A 14,142-nucleotide genomic window follows, 5' to 3' on the forward strand; every position below is an offset into this window, starting at 1 on the left:
GGACAACGGTTTCATTTGAGATATTAAACCGTGCAGCAGCCTCACGCATTGAAAGTTCTTCATCGGGAGCAGTCCGGACAACAGTCATCCGGAACGCCGGAGAATGGCGGTCATTTTTCCAGGTAATACCATCAAGACCGTGGAGTTGCCAGGCTCTTACCCAGCGTCGCACTGATGTTCTTTCAACACCAAAACGTTCAGCGGTACGGTGTGTTCCATCTTTTCCGGCGAGGTAGTGATTAACTACAGCTAATCTGGTTTCGAGGGAATATTTTGGCTTTGCCATAAAAAACTGCACCCTGGAGTGACCACGCTCCGGTAGACAGTTTCTGTCCTCACGACGGGGCCTGCTCGAAGGCCTCAGGACTGATGCTACCCAGATGACTGTGGCGTCGGGTCCGGTTGTAGAACACTTCAATGTAATCGAAGATATCTGCCCGTGCCATATCCCGGGTTTTATAGATACGTTTCCTGATCCGTTCTTTTTTCAGCGAGCTGAAGAACGATTCGGCCACCGCGTTATCCCAGCAGTTGCCACGCCGGCTCATACTCGGTGAAAGATTGTTGGCCCGGCAGAACCGCTGCCAGTCATCGCTGCCATACTGGCTCCCCTATTACCCTTTCCGACGGTTTATGTCGCCAGACCGCCATCATCAGCGCATCCAGCGCCAGTTCCCGAGCCAGCGTGGGTTTCATCGACCAGCCCACGACGTTACGGGCAAAGAGATCGATAACCACGGCCAGATACAGCCAGCTCTGCCAGGTACGGATGTAGGTGATGTCGGTTACCCATACCTGATTGGGCTTCAGAACAGTAAATTCACGCTGTACGCGATTAGGCGCTGTCAGCGATGGCCGCCCTCTGATCCCGCGAGGGACTTTATAACCATGTATGGCCTGTATCCTGTTTTTCTTCATGATCCTGGCAACGCGGTTTTTGCTGCACACTTCACCAATTTCACGAAGATCTCCATGGATCCGACGATAACCGTAGACTCCGCCGCTCAGCGTATAGGCGTCGCGAATAATTTCCAGCAGTCGCTGGTTATCCTTTTCTCCGGCAGAAACAGGCTTATGAAGCCAGACATAAAATCCAGCACGGGCAACCTTCAGAACCCGACACATTGTTACGATAGACTAGACTTCACGGTGATCATTGATGAAGCGGTACTTCAGTCGGGCTCCCTTGCAAAGTACCGCGCCGCCTTTTTCAGGATATCGCGTTCTTCTTCAGTGCGTTTGAGCTGTGCTTTCAGCCAGAGAATTTCTGTTCTGGCATCCAGTAAATCCTGTGCCTGTTGCCCGCTGTTATCCGGTTTTATTGCGCGGAGCCATTTATAAAGACTGTGTGCCGACACGCCAGGACGTTCGGAAACTTCAGCAATGGAATAGCCCCGCCCGGTAATCTGGCGGACAGCTTCTTCCTTAAACTCAGGGGTAAATCGTGGTGTGCCCATAGACTCCTCCTATGCTCAAAATATAGGGCAGATTTGTCTACGGGCTCAGGGGCACTCCATTAGTGGGCTATTCGTTATTCTCCAACCTAAAAAGGCTTCGTATACTTTCCAGTTTCAGGCGCGCTCAAAGAGCCTGACGGAGCCCAGAAATAATGCCCCACGCGCCAGGCTCAGGTTTGTAACTATCTGAGCAATCCTAAAGTTACAAACACTAAACCTGCATGTTCATGATGTCCTGATAAGCAGACACCAGTTTATTACGCACCTGAACGCCCATTTGCAGCGAAATGGATGATTTTTGCAGATCGGTCATCACGTCATTCAGCGCCACACCCGGTTCACCGAGTGTGAATTTCTCTGCCTGCACACGTGCTGCGTTTTGCGTATCGCTGATGCGATCCAGCGCAGCATGCAGCTGCCCGGCAAAGCTGATTGTCGGTTCGCTCTCCACGCTCTGATTGCGCGCAACGCCTGCAGTGGCCTGCAACTGGCTGATGACGCTTTCAATGCCCTGTATAGCCATTGTTTTTCCCCGGATGGTTTGATACTGGACAAGGTTAACAGCTTGTCAATGGGATAATGGCGGTAAATAGCGACAAAAAACCAGGTTATTTGGCGCATAGAAAATTGGGAATCATCAAATAATGGCATTGCCATGTTAATGGATAAATGTCGAGTTTGCCGACCCGGGAGTCTGTTTTGTTTCTCAACTCAAATAACAACATCCACCCAGAGTTACGAGGTGCGCAATGAGTGCGACTGCAACAACTGCACCGCAGAATAAATCTCTTGAGTGGCTTAACCGCTTACGCGCGAACCCCAAAATCCCTTTAATGGTGGCCGCGGCAGCAGCCGTCGCCATCGTTGTTGCTATGGTGCTGTGGGCCAAGAGCCCGGATTACCGGACGTTATTCAGCAACTTATCCGACCAGGATGGCGGAGCCATTGTCACGCAGTTGACCCAAATGAATATCCCTTACCGCTTCGCCGATGGCAACGGAGCGATTGAAGTTCCGGCGGATAAAGTGCACGAACTGCGTTTGCGTCTGGCGCAACAGGGTCTGCCGAAAGGCGGCGCAGTGGGTTTTGAACTGCTGGATCAGGAAAAATTCGGTATCAGTCAATTTAGCGAGCAAGTGAACTACCAGCGCGCGCTGGAAGGTGAACTGGCCCGTACCATCGAAACACTTGGCCCGGTGAAAAGTGCCCGTGTGCATCTCGCCATGCCGAAACCATCGCTGTTTGTTCGCGAACAAAAATCCCCTTCCGCCTCCGTCACCGTTAATCTGCAACCGGGCCGCGCCCTGGATGACGGCCAGATCAGCGCGATGGTACATCTGGTTTCCAGCGCGGTGGCAGGTTTGCCGCCGGGTAACGTAACGGTCGTCGATCAGGGCGGTCGTCTGTTAACGCAGGCCGGGACTGCCGGTCGCGATCTGAACGATGCTCAACTGAAATATACCGCTGACGTTGAAGGCCGTATCCAGCGCCGTATCGAAGCCATCCTTGGCCCTATCGTCGGTAATGGCAACGTACACGCACAGGTTACCGCTCAACTCGATTTCGCGAATAAAGAGCAAACGGAAGAGCAGTACAGCCCGAACGGCGGCGATCCGGCGCAAGCGGTTCTGCGTTCACGCCAGGTGAACAGCAGCGAACAGATTGGTGGCCAGTACCCTGGCGGTGTTCCAGGTGCGCTCTCTAACCAGCCAGCGCCGGCGAACAGTGCGCCAATCACGACGCAGAATAACCAGCAGAATGCGCAGGGTCAGCAAGGCACCAATACCTCCACTGCCAACAGCAGCAATGTGGGGCCGCGTAATACCACGCATAACGAAACCAACAACTACGAAGTTGATCGCACCATTCGTCATACCAAGATGAATGTCGGTGATATTGAGCGTCTTTCCGTTGCCGTGGTGGTGAACTACCGCACGCTGGCAGATGGTAAAACGGCTGCGCTGACCGCCGATCAACTGAAACAGATTGAAGATTTAACCCGTGAGGCGATGGGTTACACCGAAAAACGCGGTGATACCCTCAACGTCGTCAACTCGCCGTTTAACGCAACGGACGATATCGGTGGTCAGCTCCCGTTCTGGCAGCAGCAGTCGTTTATCGACCAGTTGATGACCGCAGGCCGCTGGTTACTGGTGCTGATTGTTGCCTGGCTGTTGTGGCGTAAAGCGGTACGTCCGCAACTGGTACGCCGCCAGGAAGAAGCGAAAGCTGCACAGGAAATTGCACAGGCACGAGCCGAAATTGAAGAGTCGGTGGAAGTTCGCCTGAGTAAAGACGAAGTGAACCAGCAGCGTCGTTCTAACCAGCGCCTGAGCGCAGAAGTGATGAGCCAGCGTATTCGCGAAATGTCAGATAACGATCCGCGCGTCGTGGCGCTGGTCATTCGCCAGTGGATGAATAACGAACATGACCAATAATCTTTCCGGGACAGACAAAAGCGTCATCTTGCTGATGACCATCGGCGAAGACCGCGCAGCAGAGGTGTTTAAACACCTCTCTGCCCGCGAAGTTCAGCATCTGAGTACCGCGATGGCCAGCGTGCGTCAAATCTCCAACAAACAGTTGATGGACGTATTGCAGGAGTTTGAGAACGAAGCGGAACAATTCGCGGCGCTGAACATCAACGCCAACGACTACCTGCGTTCGGTGCTGGTCAAAGCGCTGGGCGAAGAGCGTGCCTCCAGCCTGCTGGAAGATATTCTCGAAACCCGCGATACCACCAGCGGTATCGAAACGCTCAACTTTATGGAGCCGCAGAGCGCCGCCGACCTTATTCGCGACGAACATCCGCAGATCATCGCCACCATTCTTGTGCACCTCAAACGTTCTCAGGCGGCAGATATTCTGGCGCTGTTTGACGAGCGCATGCGCCATGACGTGATGCTGCGTATCGCCACCTTCGGCGGCGTACAGCCTGCCGCGCTGGCGGAACTGACCGAAGTACTGAACAACCTGCTCGATGGCCAGAACCTCAAACGCAGCAAAATGGGCGGCGTGAGAACGGCAGCCGAGATCATCAACCTGATGAAAACGCAGCAGGAAGAAGCGGTTATTAGCGCGGTTCGCGAGTTCGACGGCGAACTGGCGCAGAAAATTATCGACGAGATGTTCCTGTTCGAAAACCTGGTGGACGTGGACGACCGCAGTATCCAGCGCCTGCTGCAGGAAGTGGACTCCGAGTCCCTGCTTATCGCTCTCAAAGGCGCCGAGCCGCCGCTGCGCGATAAGTTCCTGCGCAACATGTCCCAGCGTGCTGCCGATATTCTGCGCGACGACCTCGCCAACCGTGGCCCGGTGCGTCTGTCTCAGGTGGAAAACGAACAGAAAGCAATCCTGCTTATTGTTCGTCGTCTGGCGGAAACCGGCGAGATGGTAATTGGCAGCGGCGAGGATACCTATGTCTAACGAATTGCCCTGGAAAGTCTGGACGCCGGACGATCTGGCGCTCCCGCAGGCTGCCGAGTTCGCTCCCCTGCTGATGAACGAGAGTGCATCAGAAGAAGTCGACGAGGAAGAAGACGTCTTAACCGAGGAGCAAAAACAGCAGCAGCAACTGGCGCAAATCCAGATGCAGGCTCACGACGCAGGTTACAACGCTGGCCTCGCTGAAGGACGCAAAGCGGGACACGATGTCGGTTACCAGGAAGGGCTGGCGCAGGGCCAGGAGCAAGGGCTGAATCTGGCTCGCCAGCAGCAGGCTCCCCTGCACGCGCGGATGCAACAACTGGTTAGCGAATTCCAGTACACCCTGGATGCGCTCGACAGCGTGATTGCCTCCCGTCTGATGCAAATGGCGCTGGAAGCGGCTCGCCAGGTGCTGGGACAGACGCCCTGTGTCGATAACAGTGCGCTGATCAAACAGATTCAACAGCTGTTGCAGCAGGAGCCGCTGTTCAGCGGCAAGCCGCAGTTGCGCGTTCACCCGGACGATCTGCAACGGGTAGAAGAGATGCTCGGCGCGACGTTAAGCCTGCACGGCTGGCGTCTGCGCGGCGACCCAACGCTGCATCCGGGCGGCTGTAAAGTTTCCGCCGATGAAGGCGATCTTGATGCCAGCGTGGCAACACGCTGGCAGGAACTGTGCCGTCTGGCGGCGCCGGGAGTGATTTGATGACTGCGCGTTTGACCCGCTGGCTGACAACGCTCGACAACTTTGAAGCCAAAATGGTGCAGCTTCCTTCTGTGCGCCGTTACGGGCGACTGACCCGCGCCACCGGCCTGGTGCTGGAAGCCACCGGTTTGCAGTTGCCGCTGGGCGCAACCTGCATCATTGAACGTCAGGAAGGCGGCGAAACTCACGAAGTGGAAAGTGAAGTGGTCGGCTTCAACGGTCAACGTCTGTTTCTGATGCCGCTGGAAGAAGTCGAAGGGATTTTGCCTGGCGCACGCGTTTATGCACGCGGTGCGGTGGGCGATGGTTTACAAAGCAGCAAACAGTTGCCGCTCGGCCCTGCCCTGCTGGGACGCGTGCTCGACGGCGCAGGTAAACCGCTCGACGGCCTGCCCGCGCCCGACACCGGAGAAACGGGCGCGTTGATGACGCCGCCGTTTAACCCGTTGCAACGTACGGCGATTGAGCACGTGCTTGATACCGGCGTGCGCGCCATTAACGCCCTGCTGACGGTAGGCCGCGGTCAACGTATGGGTCTGTTTGCCGGTTCCGGCGTCGGTAAGAGTGTGCTGCTTGGCATGATGGCGCGTTATACCCAGGCCGACGTGATTGTCGTGGGGCTGATTGGTGAACGTGGCCGTGAAGTTAAAGATTTTATCGAGAACATCCTTGGGGCTGACGGTCGCGCACGTTCCGTAGTGATCGCCGCGCCGGCGGATGTTTCTCCGTTGTTGCGTATGCAGGGCGCTGCCTACGCCACGCGCATTGCTGAAGATTTCCGCGATCGCGGTCAGCATGTGCTTCTGATCATGGACTCTCTGACGCGTTATGCCATGGCGCAGCGTGAAATTGCGCTGGCGATCGGCGAACCGCCAGCAACCAAGGGTTATCCTCCTTCTGTCTTCGCCAAATTACCGGCGCTGGTGGAACGTGCGGGGAACGGCATTCACGGCGGCGGCTCGATCACCGCTTTCTATACCGTCCTGACCGAAGGGGATGACCAGCAAGATCCTATCGCGGATTCTGCGCGCGCGATTCTTGATGGACATATCGTACTTTCCCGCCGTCTGGCGGAAGCCGGTCACTACCCGGCGATTGATATTGAAGCCTCCATCAGCCGTGCCATGACCGCGTTAATTACTGAACAACATTACGCAAGGGTCCGGAATTTCAAACAGTTGCTGTCTAGCTTCCAACGAAATCGCGATCTGGTGAGCGTTGGCGCGTATGCGCGAGGCAGTGACCCAATGCTGGATAAAGCGATTGCATTGTGGCCACAGCTTGAAGCCTTTCTGCAACAGGGCATCTTCGAACGTGCCGGGTGGGAAGATTCTATCCAGTCTTTAGAGCTGATCTTCCCGACAGTATAAGGTAGTGGAGAGCTGACTTTATGACGCAAAACAGCGCATTAACGACGCTAAAAGATCTGGCTGAGAAAGAGGTTGACGACGCGGCACTGAAGTTGGGTGAAATGCGCCGCAACTGCCAGCAGGCGGAAGAGCAGTTGAAAATGCTGATCGACTATCAGCATGAGTATCGCAACAGTCTGAATAACAACATGAGCCAGGGCATTGATAATCAGCGCTGGCAAAATTATCAGCAATTTATTCAGACGCTGGAAAAAGCCATCGATCAGCATCGTAAACAACTGATGCAATGGAACGAGAAAGTCGATATCGCTCTGGGTTGCTGGCGAGAGAAGAAACAGCGCTTACAGGCCTGGCAAACGCTGCAAGAGCGGCAAAGCGCAGCAGCATTACTGGCGGAAAACCGCCTCGATCAGAAAAAAATGGATGAGTTTGCACAACGCGCATCCCAGAGGAAAATAGAATGATCACCTTGCCAAAACTGGTAGTAACTGAATCCGATACCGCCACCAGCGCGCAGACAAGCAAAGCGGGCGGCGATTCGGCACAAGATTTCCTCGCCCTGCTTACTGGCGCGATGTCCGGCACCCAGGGGCAAACCCAGGAGAACGGTGAACCGCTGACGCTTGCCGATTTACAGGCTGCGGTAGCAAGCGGCAAGCTGGCGAAAGGCAACCTGACCTCAGCCGCCGGGGAAGATGCGCAAACGCCTGCGCAGAAACTCGCGGATCTGCTTGCGCGTCAGATTGCCAAACGCGACATCACCGCCGGGGCGACGGAAAGTACAACCACCACCGCTGACATGCAAAAACTCCTTTCTGGCCTGACGCCTGCGGCGAAAAGCGATGTTCTCGCCGCACTGAATAAAACGGCACAAAGCAGCGACGAGAAGAGTGATGCAACGGATGACGAACTGGCAGGCCTCAGCGCGCTGATGGCGATGCTGCCGCACCAGCAAACTGCGCAGCTGAGCGCTTCCGCGACGACGAAATCGACCGGCGTCAGCACGCAGGATGTTGCCGCAGCCGCTAACCGCGCGCTGAACAGCAGCTCACTCTCGACCGCTGCCGATACCGATATCTCACGTAGCGCCGCGAAAAATGATCCGGGTGCGAACACACCTTTCCAGGTGACTGACGATTCACAACAGGCCGCGGTACTGGCCGCTGCCAGCGCCACGAAGAAAGATAGCGACAATGCGCTGCAAACCACCAACACCACGGTTAGCGTGGCGCCAGTGACCACCAGTGCCAGCGCGGCTCAGGCCAGCACGCCTGTGGCAGCGCCGGTTATCAGCGCCCCGCTGGGTAGCCATGAATGGCAGCAGAATATCAGCCAGCACGTCACGCTGTTCACCCGCCAGGGCCAGCAGACGGCTGAACTGCGTTTGCATCCGGAAGATCTGGGCCAAGTGCAGATCTCCATCAAGCTGGAAGATAACCAGGCACAACTGCAAATGGTTTCGGCGCACAGCCACGTTCGTCAGGCGCTGGAAGCCGCATTACCGACGCTGCGCACGTCTCTGGCTGAAAGCGGTATTCAGCTTGGGCAGAGCAGCATCAGCAGCGAAAGTTTCACCGGCCAGCAGCAACAGCAGGCCTCGCAGCAGCAACACGCTTCACGTTCGGGTTCCGGCGATGTTTTTGGTTCCGACGATGATACAGCCCTCGTGACGCCAGCAAGCTTACAGTCTGTGGCTCGCGGTAACGGCGCTGTAGACATCTTTGCCTAAACGCCAGAGGTAGCATGATTATCCCCGTCTTTTCCGCGCTTTGACGCGAGCAGGACACGGGATAATCAACCTCATAAGCAGTACTAACAGGAAGCCCGTATCTAATGACTGACTCCGCTATTAATAAAAAACGTAAGCGCTCTATCTGGATCCCGCTGCTGGTGTTAATCACCCTCGCGGCATGCGCCACAGCTGGCTATAGTTACTGGCGTATGCAACAGAAACCTGCGGCAAACGCAAAAGCGGAAGCCCCGCCACCGCCAGCGCCGGTTTTCTTCGCGCTGGATACCTTTACTGTGAACCTGGGCGATGCCGATCGCGTGCTGTATGTGGGCATTACGCTGCGTCTGCATGATGACGCAACGCGCGCCAGACTGAGTGAATATTTGCCGGAAGTGCGTAGCCGCTTGTTACTGTTGTTCTCTCGTCAGAGTGCGCAACAGCTTGCAACTGATGAGGGTAAACAGGCGCTTGCTACCGCGATTAAAGAGACGCTTGCAACGCCGTTAGTGCCAGGACAGCCGAAGCAGGAAGTCACTGACGTTCTTTATACAGCTTTCATTTTGCGGTAAAGACATGGGCGATAGTATTCTTTCTCAGGCCGAAATCGATGCGCTGCTCAATGGCGACAGCGATAAGAGTGATGATCCGAAACCGGGTATGGGCGGCGATAGCGATATTCGCCCCTATGACCCGAATACCCAGCGCCGCGTGGTGCGTGAGCGTCTGCAAGCGCTGGAGATCATCAATGAACGTTTTGCGCGTCAGTTTCGCATGGGGTTGTTCAACCTGCTGCGTCGTAGCCCGGATATCACCGTTGGCGCGATCCGCATTCAGCCTTATCACGAGTTTGCGCGTAACTTACCCGTTCCGACCAACCTTAACCTGATCCACCTGAAACCGCTGCGCGGCACCGGCCTGTTTGTATTCTCGCCGAGCCTGGTGTTTATCGCCGTGGATAACCTGTTCGGTGGTGATGGACGCTTCCCGACGAAAGTGGAAGGCCGTGAGTTTACGCATACTGAACAGCGCGTGATCAACCGCATGCTCAAACTGGCGCTCGAAGCGTACAGCGACGCATGGAAGGCCATTAACCCGCTGGACGTAGAGTATGTCCGTTCTGAAATGCAGGTTAAGTTCACCAACATTACTACGTCGCCGAATGATATCGTCGTCAATACGCCGTTCCACGTGGAAATCGGCAACCTGACCGGTGAATTCAACATCTGTCTGCCTTTCAGCATGATAGAACCGCTGCGCGAGATGCTGGTGAACCCGCCGCTGGAAAACTCACGCACCGAAGATCAGAACTGGCGTGACAATTTAGTGCGTCAGGTTCAGCACTCTGAGCTGAATTTGATTGCCAATTTCGCGGATATTCCCCTGCGCCTGTCGCAGATACTTAAGCTCCAGCCCGGCGACGTGCTGCCGATTGATAAACCCGATCGCATTATCGCTCATGTGGACGGCGTACCGGTTCTTACCAGCCAGTACGGTACAGTCAATGGACAATATGCGTTACGTGTAGAGCACCTGATAAACCCGATTTTGAATTCGCTGAATGAGGAACAGCCCAAATGAGTGATATTAACAATCCGTCCGATGACAACAACGGAGCAGTGGACGATCTGTGGGCTGACGCGTTGAACGAACAAAAAACCTCGACTGGCAGTAAAAGCGCGGCTGATGCCGTGTTCCAGCAGCTTGGCGGCGGTGATGTTGGCGGCAATCTCCAGGATATCGACCTGATTATGGATATCCCGGTCAAACTGACGGTCGAACTGGGCCGTACGCGGATGACCATTAAAGAGCTGCTGCGTCTGACGCAGGGTTCCGTCGTCGCCCTTGACGGGCTGGCAGGCGAGCCGCTGGATATCCTGATTAACGGCTATCTGATTGCGCAGGGTGAAGTGGTTGTCGTCGCCGATAAATACGGCGTGCGTATTACCGATATCATCACCCCGTCTGAGCGTATGCGTCGTCTGAGCCGTTGAGGCGAGCATGAAAACACAGGCCACGGTTTCCCAACCGTCTGCCATTTCCGGTTCGCCACTGCTGCAAGTCAGCGGCGCACTGTTTGGCATTATCGCGGTGATCCTTGTCGCCGCGTGGCTGGCAAAACGCCTCGGCTTTGGCGGCAAAACCGCCGGTGCCAGGGGCTTAAAAGTGACGGCCAGCGCCTCTGTCGGCACGCGTGAACGCGTGGTGATTGTCGATGTTGAAGATGCACGTCTGGTACTCGGCGTGACTCCCAGCCAAATAAACCTGTTGCACAAACTTCCTCCTGCGCCTGCTGAAAGTGAAGACGTGAACGACAAAAATGCGGATTTCCAGTCCGTGATGAAGAATTTGCTTAAGCGTTCCGGGAGATCCTGATGCGCCGTTTGTTACCCCTTGTGCTGGCCGGTTTATGGCTGGTTGCGCCAGCCGCTTTCGCTCAACTTCCCGGTCTTATTAGCCAGCCGCTGGCTAACGGCGGTCAGAGTTGGTCGCTGCCGGTGCAGACGCTGGTGTTTATCACCTCCCTCACCTTCCTGCCGGCAATTCTACTGATGATGACCAGCTTCACCCGCATCATCATTGTGTTTGGTCTGCTGCGAAATGCGTTGGGTACGCCATCCGCGCCGCCAAACCAGGTGCTGCTTGGGCTGGCGCTGTTTTTGACCTTTTTCATTATGTCGCCGGTTATCGACAAGATTTATACCGACGCCTATCAGCCGTTCAGTGAAAGCAAGATCTCCGTGGATGTGGCGCTGGAACGCGGCGCACAGCCGCTGCGTGAATTTATGCTGCGCCAGACCCGGCAAGCCGATCTGGCGCTGTTCGCCCGCCTCGCCAATGAGCCGCCCATTCAGGGGCCGGAAGCCGTACCCATGCGGATTTTGCTGCCTGCTTATGTGACCAGTGAGTTGAAAACGGCTTTCCAGATCGGCTTTACGATTTTTATCCCGTTCCTGATTATTGACCTGGTGATCGCCAGCGTACTGATGGCGCTGGGGATGATGATGGTGCCACCCGCGACCATCGCCCTGCCGTTCAAGCTGATGCTCTTCGTGCTGGTCGATGGCTGGCAATTACTCGTCGGCTCGCTGGCGCAAAGCTTTTACAGTTAGGAGTAAAGCATGACACCCGAATCGGTCATGATGATGGGCACCGAGGCGATGAAAGTGGCCCTCGCACTCGCGGCCCCGCTGCTGCTGGTTGCGCTGATCACGGGTCTGGTGATCAGTATTTTGCAGGCTGCAACGCAGATCAACGAAATGACGCTCTCCTTTATCCCGAAAATCATCGCCGTGTTTATCGCGATTGTGGTTGCCGGGCCGTGGATGCTGAACTTGCTGCTTGATTACGTGCGCACCCTGTTCAACAACATTCCTTATATCATCGGGTAAACCCGCTTATGCTGAACGTCACCAGCGACCAGTGGCTCCACTGGATCAGTATGTATTTCTGGCCGCTGCTGCGTGTGATGGCGCTGATTATGACCGCGCCGATCCTCAGTGAATCGCGTATTCCGCGTCGCATTAAAGTTGGGCTGGGTATTGTCATTACCGTGGTCATCGCCCCGACGTTGCCGCCAACGCCCGATGTCGCCATTTTTTCACCATCGGCGCTGTGGCTGGCGTTACAGCAAATTCTGATTGGTGTCGCGCTCGGTTTTACCATGCAGTTTGCTTTTGCCACCATCCGTACCGCTGGTGAATTGGTTGGCCTGCAAATGGGTCTCTCCTTCGCCACCTTTGTCGATCCCACCAGCCACTTAAACATGCCGGTGCTGGCGCGTATTCTCGATATGCTGGCGATGCTGCTGTTCCTTACCTTCAATGGGCATCTGTGGCTGATTTCCATGCTGGTGGATACCTTCCACACGCTGCCTATCGGCGGCAATCCGGTAAACAGTAACGCGTATCTGGCGCTCACCCGCTCGGCGGGAATGATTTTTCTCAATGGCCTGATGCTGGCATTACCGGTTATCACCCTGCTGCTGACCATTAACTTGTCACTCGGTTTGCTAAACCGTATGGCTCCTCAGTTATCGGTGTTTGTCATTGGTTTTCCGGTGACATTAAGCGTGGGGATTTTGCTGATGGCGGTGATGATGCCGTTGCTTGCACCTTTCTGTGAACGATTATTCAGCGAGTTTTTCAATCTGTTAGCAGAAATTGTCAGCGAGCTGCCGCAGAATACTAATCCTTAGCTTTGGTATTGTCTTAGTAAGGATAATCCTAAAGTGAAATTTGCAAAACATCTTCCAACATATATCTGGCGCGGCTTATTTGTTTTTAGCAGTCTCACAGAACACAACATTTACTTTACTTTGAGATGATTCCTGGCAAATTATACGTAACTTTACGGGATAGTGGATTCGCCTGAAGTCTTCATCCTGCACTTCAGTAATATAAGTTTTTCCTGTATAGCTTTGGAAGCTTCTGGCGGGTGGTGAATTATCGTTACGCATTGAGTGAGGGTATGCCATGTCAACGATTATTATGGATTTATGCAGTTATACCCGGTTGGGATTAACAGGGTATCTGACGAGCCGGGGGGTAAAAAAACGGGAAATCAACGACGTACAAACAGTCGATGAACTCGAATCAGCTTGCACTACACTTCAGCCATCCGTGGTGTTTATTAATGAAGACTGCTTTATCCATGACCCAAGCAGCAGTCAACACATTAAGCAAGTCATTAATCAACATCCCCGAACACTGTTTATCGTGTTTATGGCGATAGCCAATATTCATTTCGATGAATATCTTTTGGTCCGTAAAAATTTATTGATTAGTTCTAAATCAATCAAGCCTGAGTCGCTGGACAATATTCTGGGAGATTATCTGAGCAAGGAGAAAAAAAGCGTCGGAACCATTAATTTACCCACGCTTTCATTGAGTCGTACAGAGTCCAGTATGTTGAAAATGTGGATGTCCGGGCAAGATACGATCCAAATATCGGATCAGATGAATATCAAAGCCAAGACGGTATCATCACATAAAGGCAATATAAAAAGAAAAATAAAAACACATAATAAACAAGTTATTTACCATGTCGTACGTCTTACCGACAATGTCACGACGGGTATATTTGTTAATATGCGTTAGAAAGTCGTATTTTTTTCACCCTCCCTGGCAGGAGGGCGAAATATTATTCTACTCGCTCGACAAAAATCCCATCAGGGTGGTCCTTTTCGTTAAAGAACCAAATACCGAGCGGGTAATCTTCAAGTGATACCAGGTACATCGTACCCTCATTGAATGCTTCAACAGCCAATACCACACCCGGACGGCGTGGACCCCCGTCCGTTTTGACTGTAACCCGATCGTTTACCTTCATATTTACCCTCCTGTCGCATTTACGCCAGTGTAGAACAAAACGCCGATGCTGGCAGCGTTCCGGCGTTTAGCTGGCGATTTTTTCTACCGTCTATACTTAACAACGGCATCGCAACGAGGTGAC

The 14,142-nt window shown here is 54.2% G+C and carries 17 protein-coding genes and 1 pseudogene; 14 read left to right on the forward strand and 4 right to left on the reverse strand.

What is annotated here, in order from left to right:
• The 3 genes and pseudogenes from C0557_RS15085 to fliE all read right to left on the reverse strand — a co-directional run.
• A partial coding sequence (locus tag C0557_RS15085; RefSeq protein WP_208659185.1) for a helix-turn-helix domain-containing protein occupies positions 1–286 on the reverse strand: 286 nt, incomplete at its 3' end.
• Positions 287–335: 49 nt separating this feature from the next.
• Positions 336–1,457: pseudogene (locus C0557_RS15090) on the reverse strand (IS3 family transposase).
• 211 nt (positions 1,458–1,668) lie between these two features.
• Positions 1,669–1,980 carry a flagellar hook-basal body complex protein FliE gene (gene fliE / locus C0557_RS15100; protein WP_007371501.1) on the reverse strand — a complete coding sequence of 104 codons (312 nt, stop codon included), beginning with the start codon at positions 1,978–1,980 and terminating at the stop codon, positions 1,669–1,671.
• A 226-nt stretch (positions 1,981–2,206) separates the two neighbouring features.
• Here fliE and fliF point away from each other — a divergent pair, with 226 nt between their 5' ends.
• The 14 genes from fliF to rcsA all read left to right on the forward strand — a co-directional run bounded on the left by fliF (position 2,207) and on the right by rcsA (position 13,787).
• Positions 2,207–3,895: a flagellar basal-body MS-ring/collar protein FliF gene (fliF, locus tag C0557_RS15105; RefSeq protein WP_074780891.1), complete on the forward strand. Its 1,689-nt coding sequence runs from the start codon at positions 2,207–2,209 to the stop codon at positions 3,893–3,895.
• Complete coding sequence (gene fliG, locus C0557_RS15110; protein WP_074780893.1) at positions 3,885–4,883, forward strand: flagellar motor switch protein FliG; 999 nt, start codon at positions 3,885–3,887, stop codon at positions 4,881–4,883. The genes fliF and fliG overlap by 11 nt, the downstream gene beginning before the upstream one ends.
• Entirely contained in the window at positions 4,876–5,589 is a 714-nt protein-coding gene (gene fliH, locus C0557_RS15115) for a flagellar assembly protein FliH (protein ID WP_208659190.1), read from the forward strand. The genes fliG and fliH overlap by 8 nt, the downstream gene beginning before the upstream one ends.
• Positions 5,589–6,959: a flagellar protein export ATPase FliI gene (gene fliI / locus C0557_RS15120; protein ID WP_007371496.1), complete on the forward strand. Its 1,371-nt coding sequence runs from the start codon at positions 5,589–5,591 to the stop codon at positions 6,957–6,959. The genes fliH and fliI overlap by 1 nt, the downstream gene beginning before the upstream one ends.
• A 20-nt stretch (positions 6,960–6,979) precedes the next feature.
• Positions 6,980–7,423, forward strand: coding sequence for a flagellar export protein FliJ (gene fliJ / locus C0557_RS15125; protein WP_074780898.1), 444 nt, complete (start codon positions 6,980–6,982; stop codon positions 7,421–7,423).
• On the forward strand, positions 7,420–8,688 hold the full coding sequence (gene fliK, locus C0557_RS15130; RefSeq protein ID WP_208659192.1) for a flagellar hook length control protein FliK: 1,269 nt from the start codon (positions 7,420–7,422) through the stop codon (positions 8,686–8,688). The genes fliJ and fliK overlap by 4 nt, the downstream gene beginning before the upstream one ends.
• A gap of 104 nt (positions 8,689–8,792) precedes the next feature.
• Positions 8,793–9,260 carry a flagellar basal body-associated protein FliL gene (gene fliL, locus C0557_RS15135; protein WP_074780904.1) on the forward strand — a complete coding sequence of 156 codons (468 nt, stop codon included), beginning with the start codon at positions 8,793–8,795 and terminating at the stop codon, positions 9,258–9,260.
• Between the two features lie 4 nt (positions 9,261–9,264).
• Positions 9,265–10,269, forward strand: coding sequence for a flagellar motor switch protein FliM (gene fliM / locus C0557_RS15140; protein ID WP_043953148.1), 1,005 nt, complete (start codon positions 9,265–9,267; stop codon positions 10,267–10,269).
• Positions 10,266–10,682, forward strand: coding sequence for a flagellar motor switch protein FliN (gene fliN / locus C0557_RS15145; RefSeq protein WP_074780908.1), 417 nt, complete (start codon positions 10,266–10,268; stop codon positions 10,680–10,682). The genes fliM and fliN overlap by 4 nt, the downstream gene beginning before the upstream one ends.
• Before the next feature lie 7 nt (positions 10,683–10,689).
• Entirely contained in the window at positions 10,690–11,064 is a 375-nt protein-coding gene (gene fliO, locus C0557_RS15150) for a flagellar biosynthetic protein FliO (RefSeq protein ID WP_074780911.1), read from the forward strand.
• A complete protein-coding gene (gene fliP, locus C0557_RS15155) occupies positions 11,064–11,801 on the forward strand; it encodes a flagellar type III secretion system pore protein FliP (RefSeq protein ID WP_074780914.1) in 738 nt (245 codons plus the stop codon). Before fliO ends, fliP begins: the two co-directional genes overlap by 1 nt.
• A 9-nt stretch (positions 11,802–11,810) precedes the next feature.
• Positions 11,811–12,080: a flagellar biosynthesis protein FliQ gene (fliQ, locus tag C0557_RS15160; RefSeq protein WP_007371488.1), complete on the forward strand. Its 270-nt coding sequence runs from the start codon at positions 11,811–11,813 to the stop codon at positions 12,078–12,080.
• A gap of 8 nt (positions 12,081–12,088) precedes the next feature.
• Positions 12,089–12,886, forward strand: a complete 798-nt coding sequence (gene fliR / locus C0557_RS15165; RefSeq protein WP_208659194.1) for a flagellar biosynthetic protein FliR — start codon at positions 12,089–12,091, stop codon at positions 12,884–12,886.
• A gap of 277 nt (positions 12,887–13,163) precedes the next feature.
• Positions 13,164–13,787 carry a transcriptional regulator RcsA gene (rcsA, locus tag C0557_RS15170; RefSeq protein WP_208659196.1) on the forward strand — a complete coding sequence of 208 codons (624 nt, stop codon included), beginning with the start codon at positions 13,164–13,166 and terminating at the stop codon, positions 13,785–13,787.
• 43 nt (positions 13,788–13,830) lie between these two features.
• On the opposite strand, the gene dsrB is transcribed toward rcsA, so the two are convergent.
• The gene (gene dsrB, locus C0557_RS15175) at positions 13,831–14,019 is read right to left on the reverse strand and encodes a protein DsrB (protein ID WP_007371485.1); all 189 of its coding nucleotides are present in this window, start codon (positions 14,017–14,019) and stop codon (positions 13,831–13,833) included.
• Positions 14,020–14,142: the final 123 nt, after the last annotated feature.

This window comes from Kosakonia sp. MUSA4, from assembly GCF_013085925.1.
GTDB lineage: Bacteria > Pseudomonadota > Gammaproteobacteria > Enterobacterales > Enterobacteriaceae > Kosakonia > Kosakonia sacchari_B.

Coding starts and splice junctions, on each gene's coding strand:
- fliO (WP_074780911.1), top strand. CDS start 10,690: ATGAAAACACAGGCCACGGTTTCCCAACCGTCTGCCATTTCCGGTTCG.
- dsrB (WP_007371485.1), bottom strand. CDS start 14,019: ATGAAGGTAAACGATCGGGTTACAGTCAAAACGGACGGGGGTCCACGC.
- fliL (WP_074780904.1), top strand. CDS start 8,793: ATGACTGACTCCGCTATTAATAAAAAACGTAAGCGCTCTATCTGGATC.
- fliJ (WP_074780898.1), top strand. CDS start 6,980: ATGACGCAAAACAGCGCATTAACGACGCTAAAAGATCTGGCTGAGAAA.
- fliF (WP_074780891.1), top strand. CDS start 2,207: ATGAGTGCGACTGCAACAACTGCACCGCAGAATAAATCTCTTGAGTGG.
- fliP (WP_074780914.1), top strand. CDS start 11,064: ATGCGCCGTTTGTTACCCCTTGTGCTGGCCGGTTTATGGCTGGTTGCG.
- fliH (WP_208659190.1), top strand. CDS start 4,876: ATGTCTAACGAATTGCCCTGGAAAGTCTGGACGCCGGACGATCTGGCG.
- fliM (WP_043953148.1), top strand. CDS start 9,265: ATGGGCGATAGTATTCTTTCTCAGGCCGAAATCGATGCGCTGCTCAAT.
- fliG (WP_074780893.1), top strand. CDS start 3,885: ATGACCAATAATCTTTCCGGGACAGACAAAAGCGTCATCTTGCTGATG.
- fliQ (WP_007371488.1), top strand. CDS start 11,811: ATGACACCCGAATCGGTCATGATGATGGGCACCGAGGCGATGAAAGTG.
- fliR (WP_208659194.1), top strand. CDS start 12,089: ATGCTGAACGTCACCAGCGACCAGTGGCTCCACTGGATCAGTATGTAT.
- rcsA (WP_208659196.1), top strand. CDS start 13,164: ATGTCAACGATTATTATGGATTTATGCAGTTATACCCGGTTGGGATTA.
- fliE (WP_007371501.1), bottom strand. CDS start 1,980: ATGGCTATACAGGGCATTGAAAGCGTCATCAGCCAGTTGCAGGCCACT.
- fliK (WP_208659192.1), top strand. CDS start 7,420: ATGATCACCTTGCCAAAACTGGTAGTAACTGAATCCGATACCGCCACC.
- fliI (WP_007371496.1), top strand. CDS start 5,589: ATGACTGCGCGTTTGACCCGCTGGCTGACAACGCTCGACAACTTTGAA.
- fliN (WP_074780908.1), top strand. CDS start 10,266: ATGAGTGATATTAACAATCCGTCCGATGACAACAACGGAGCAGTGGAC.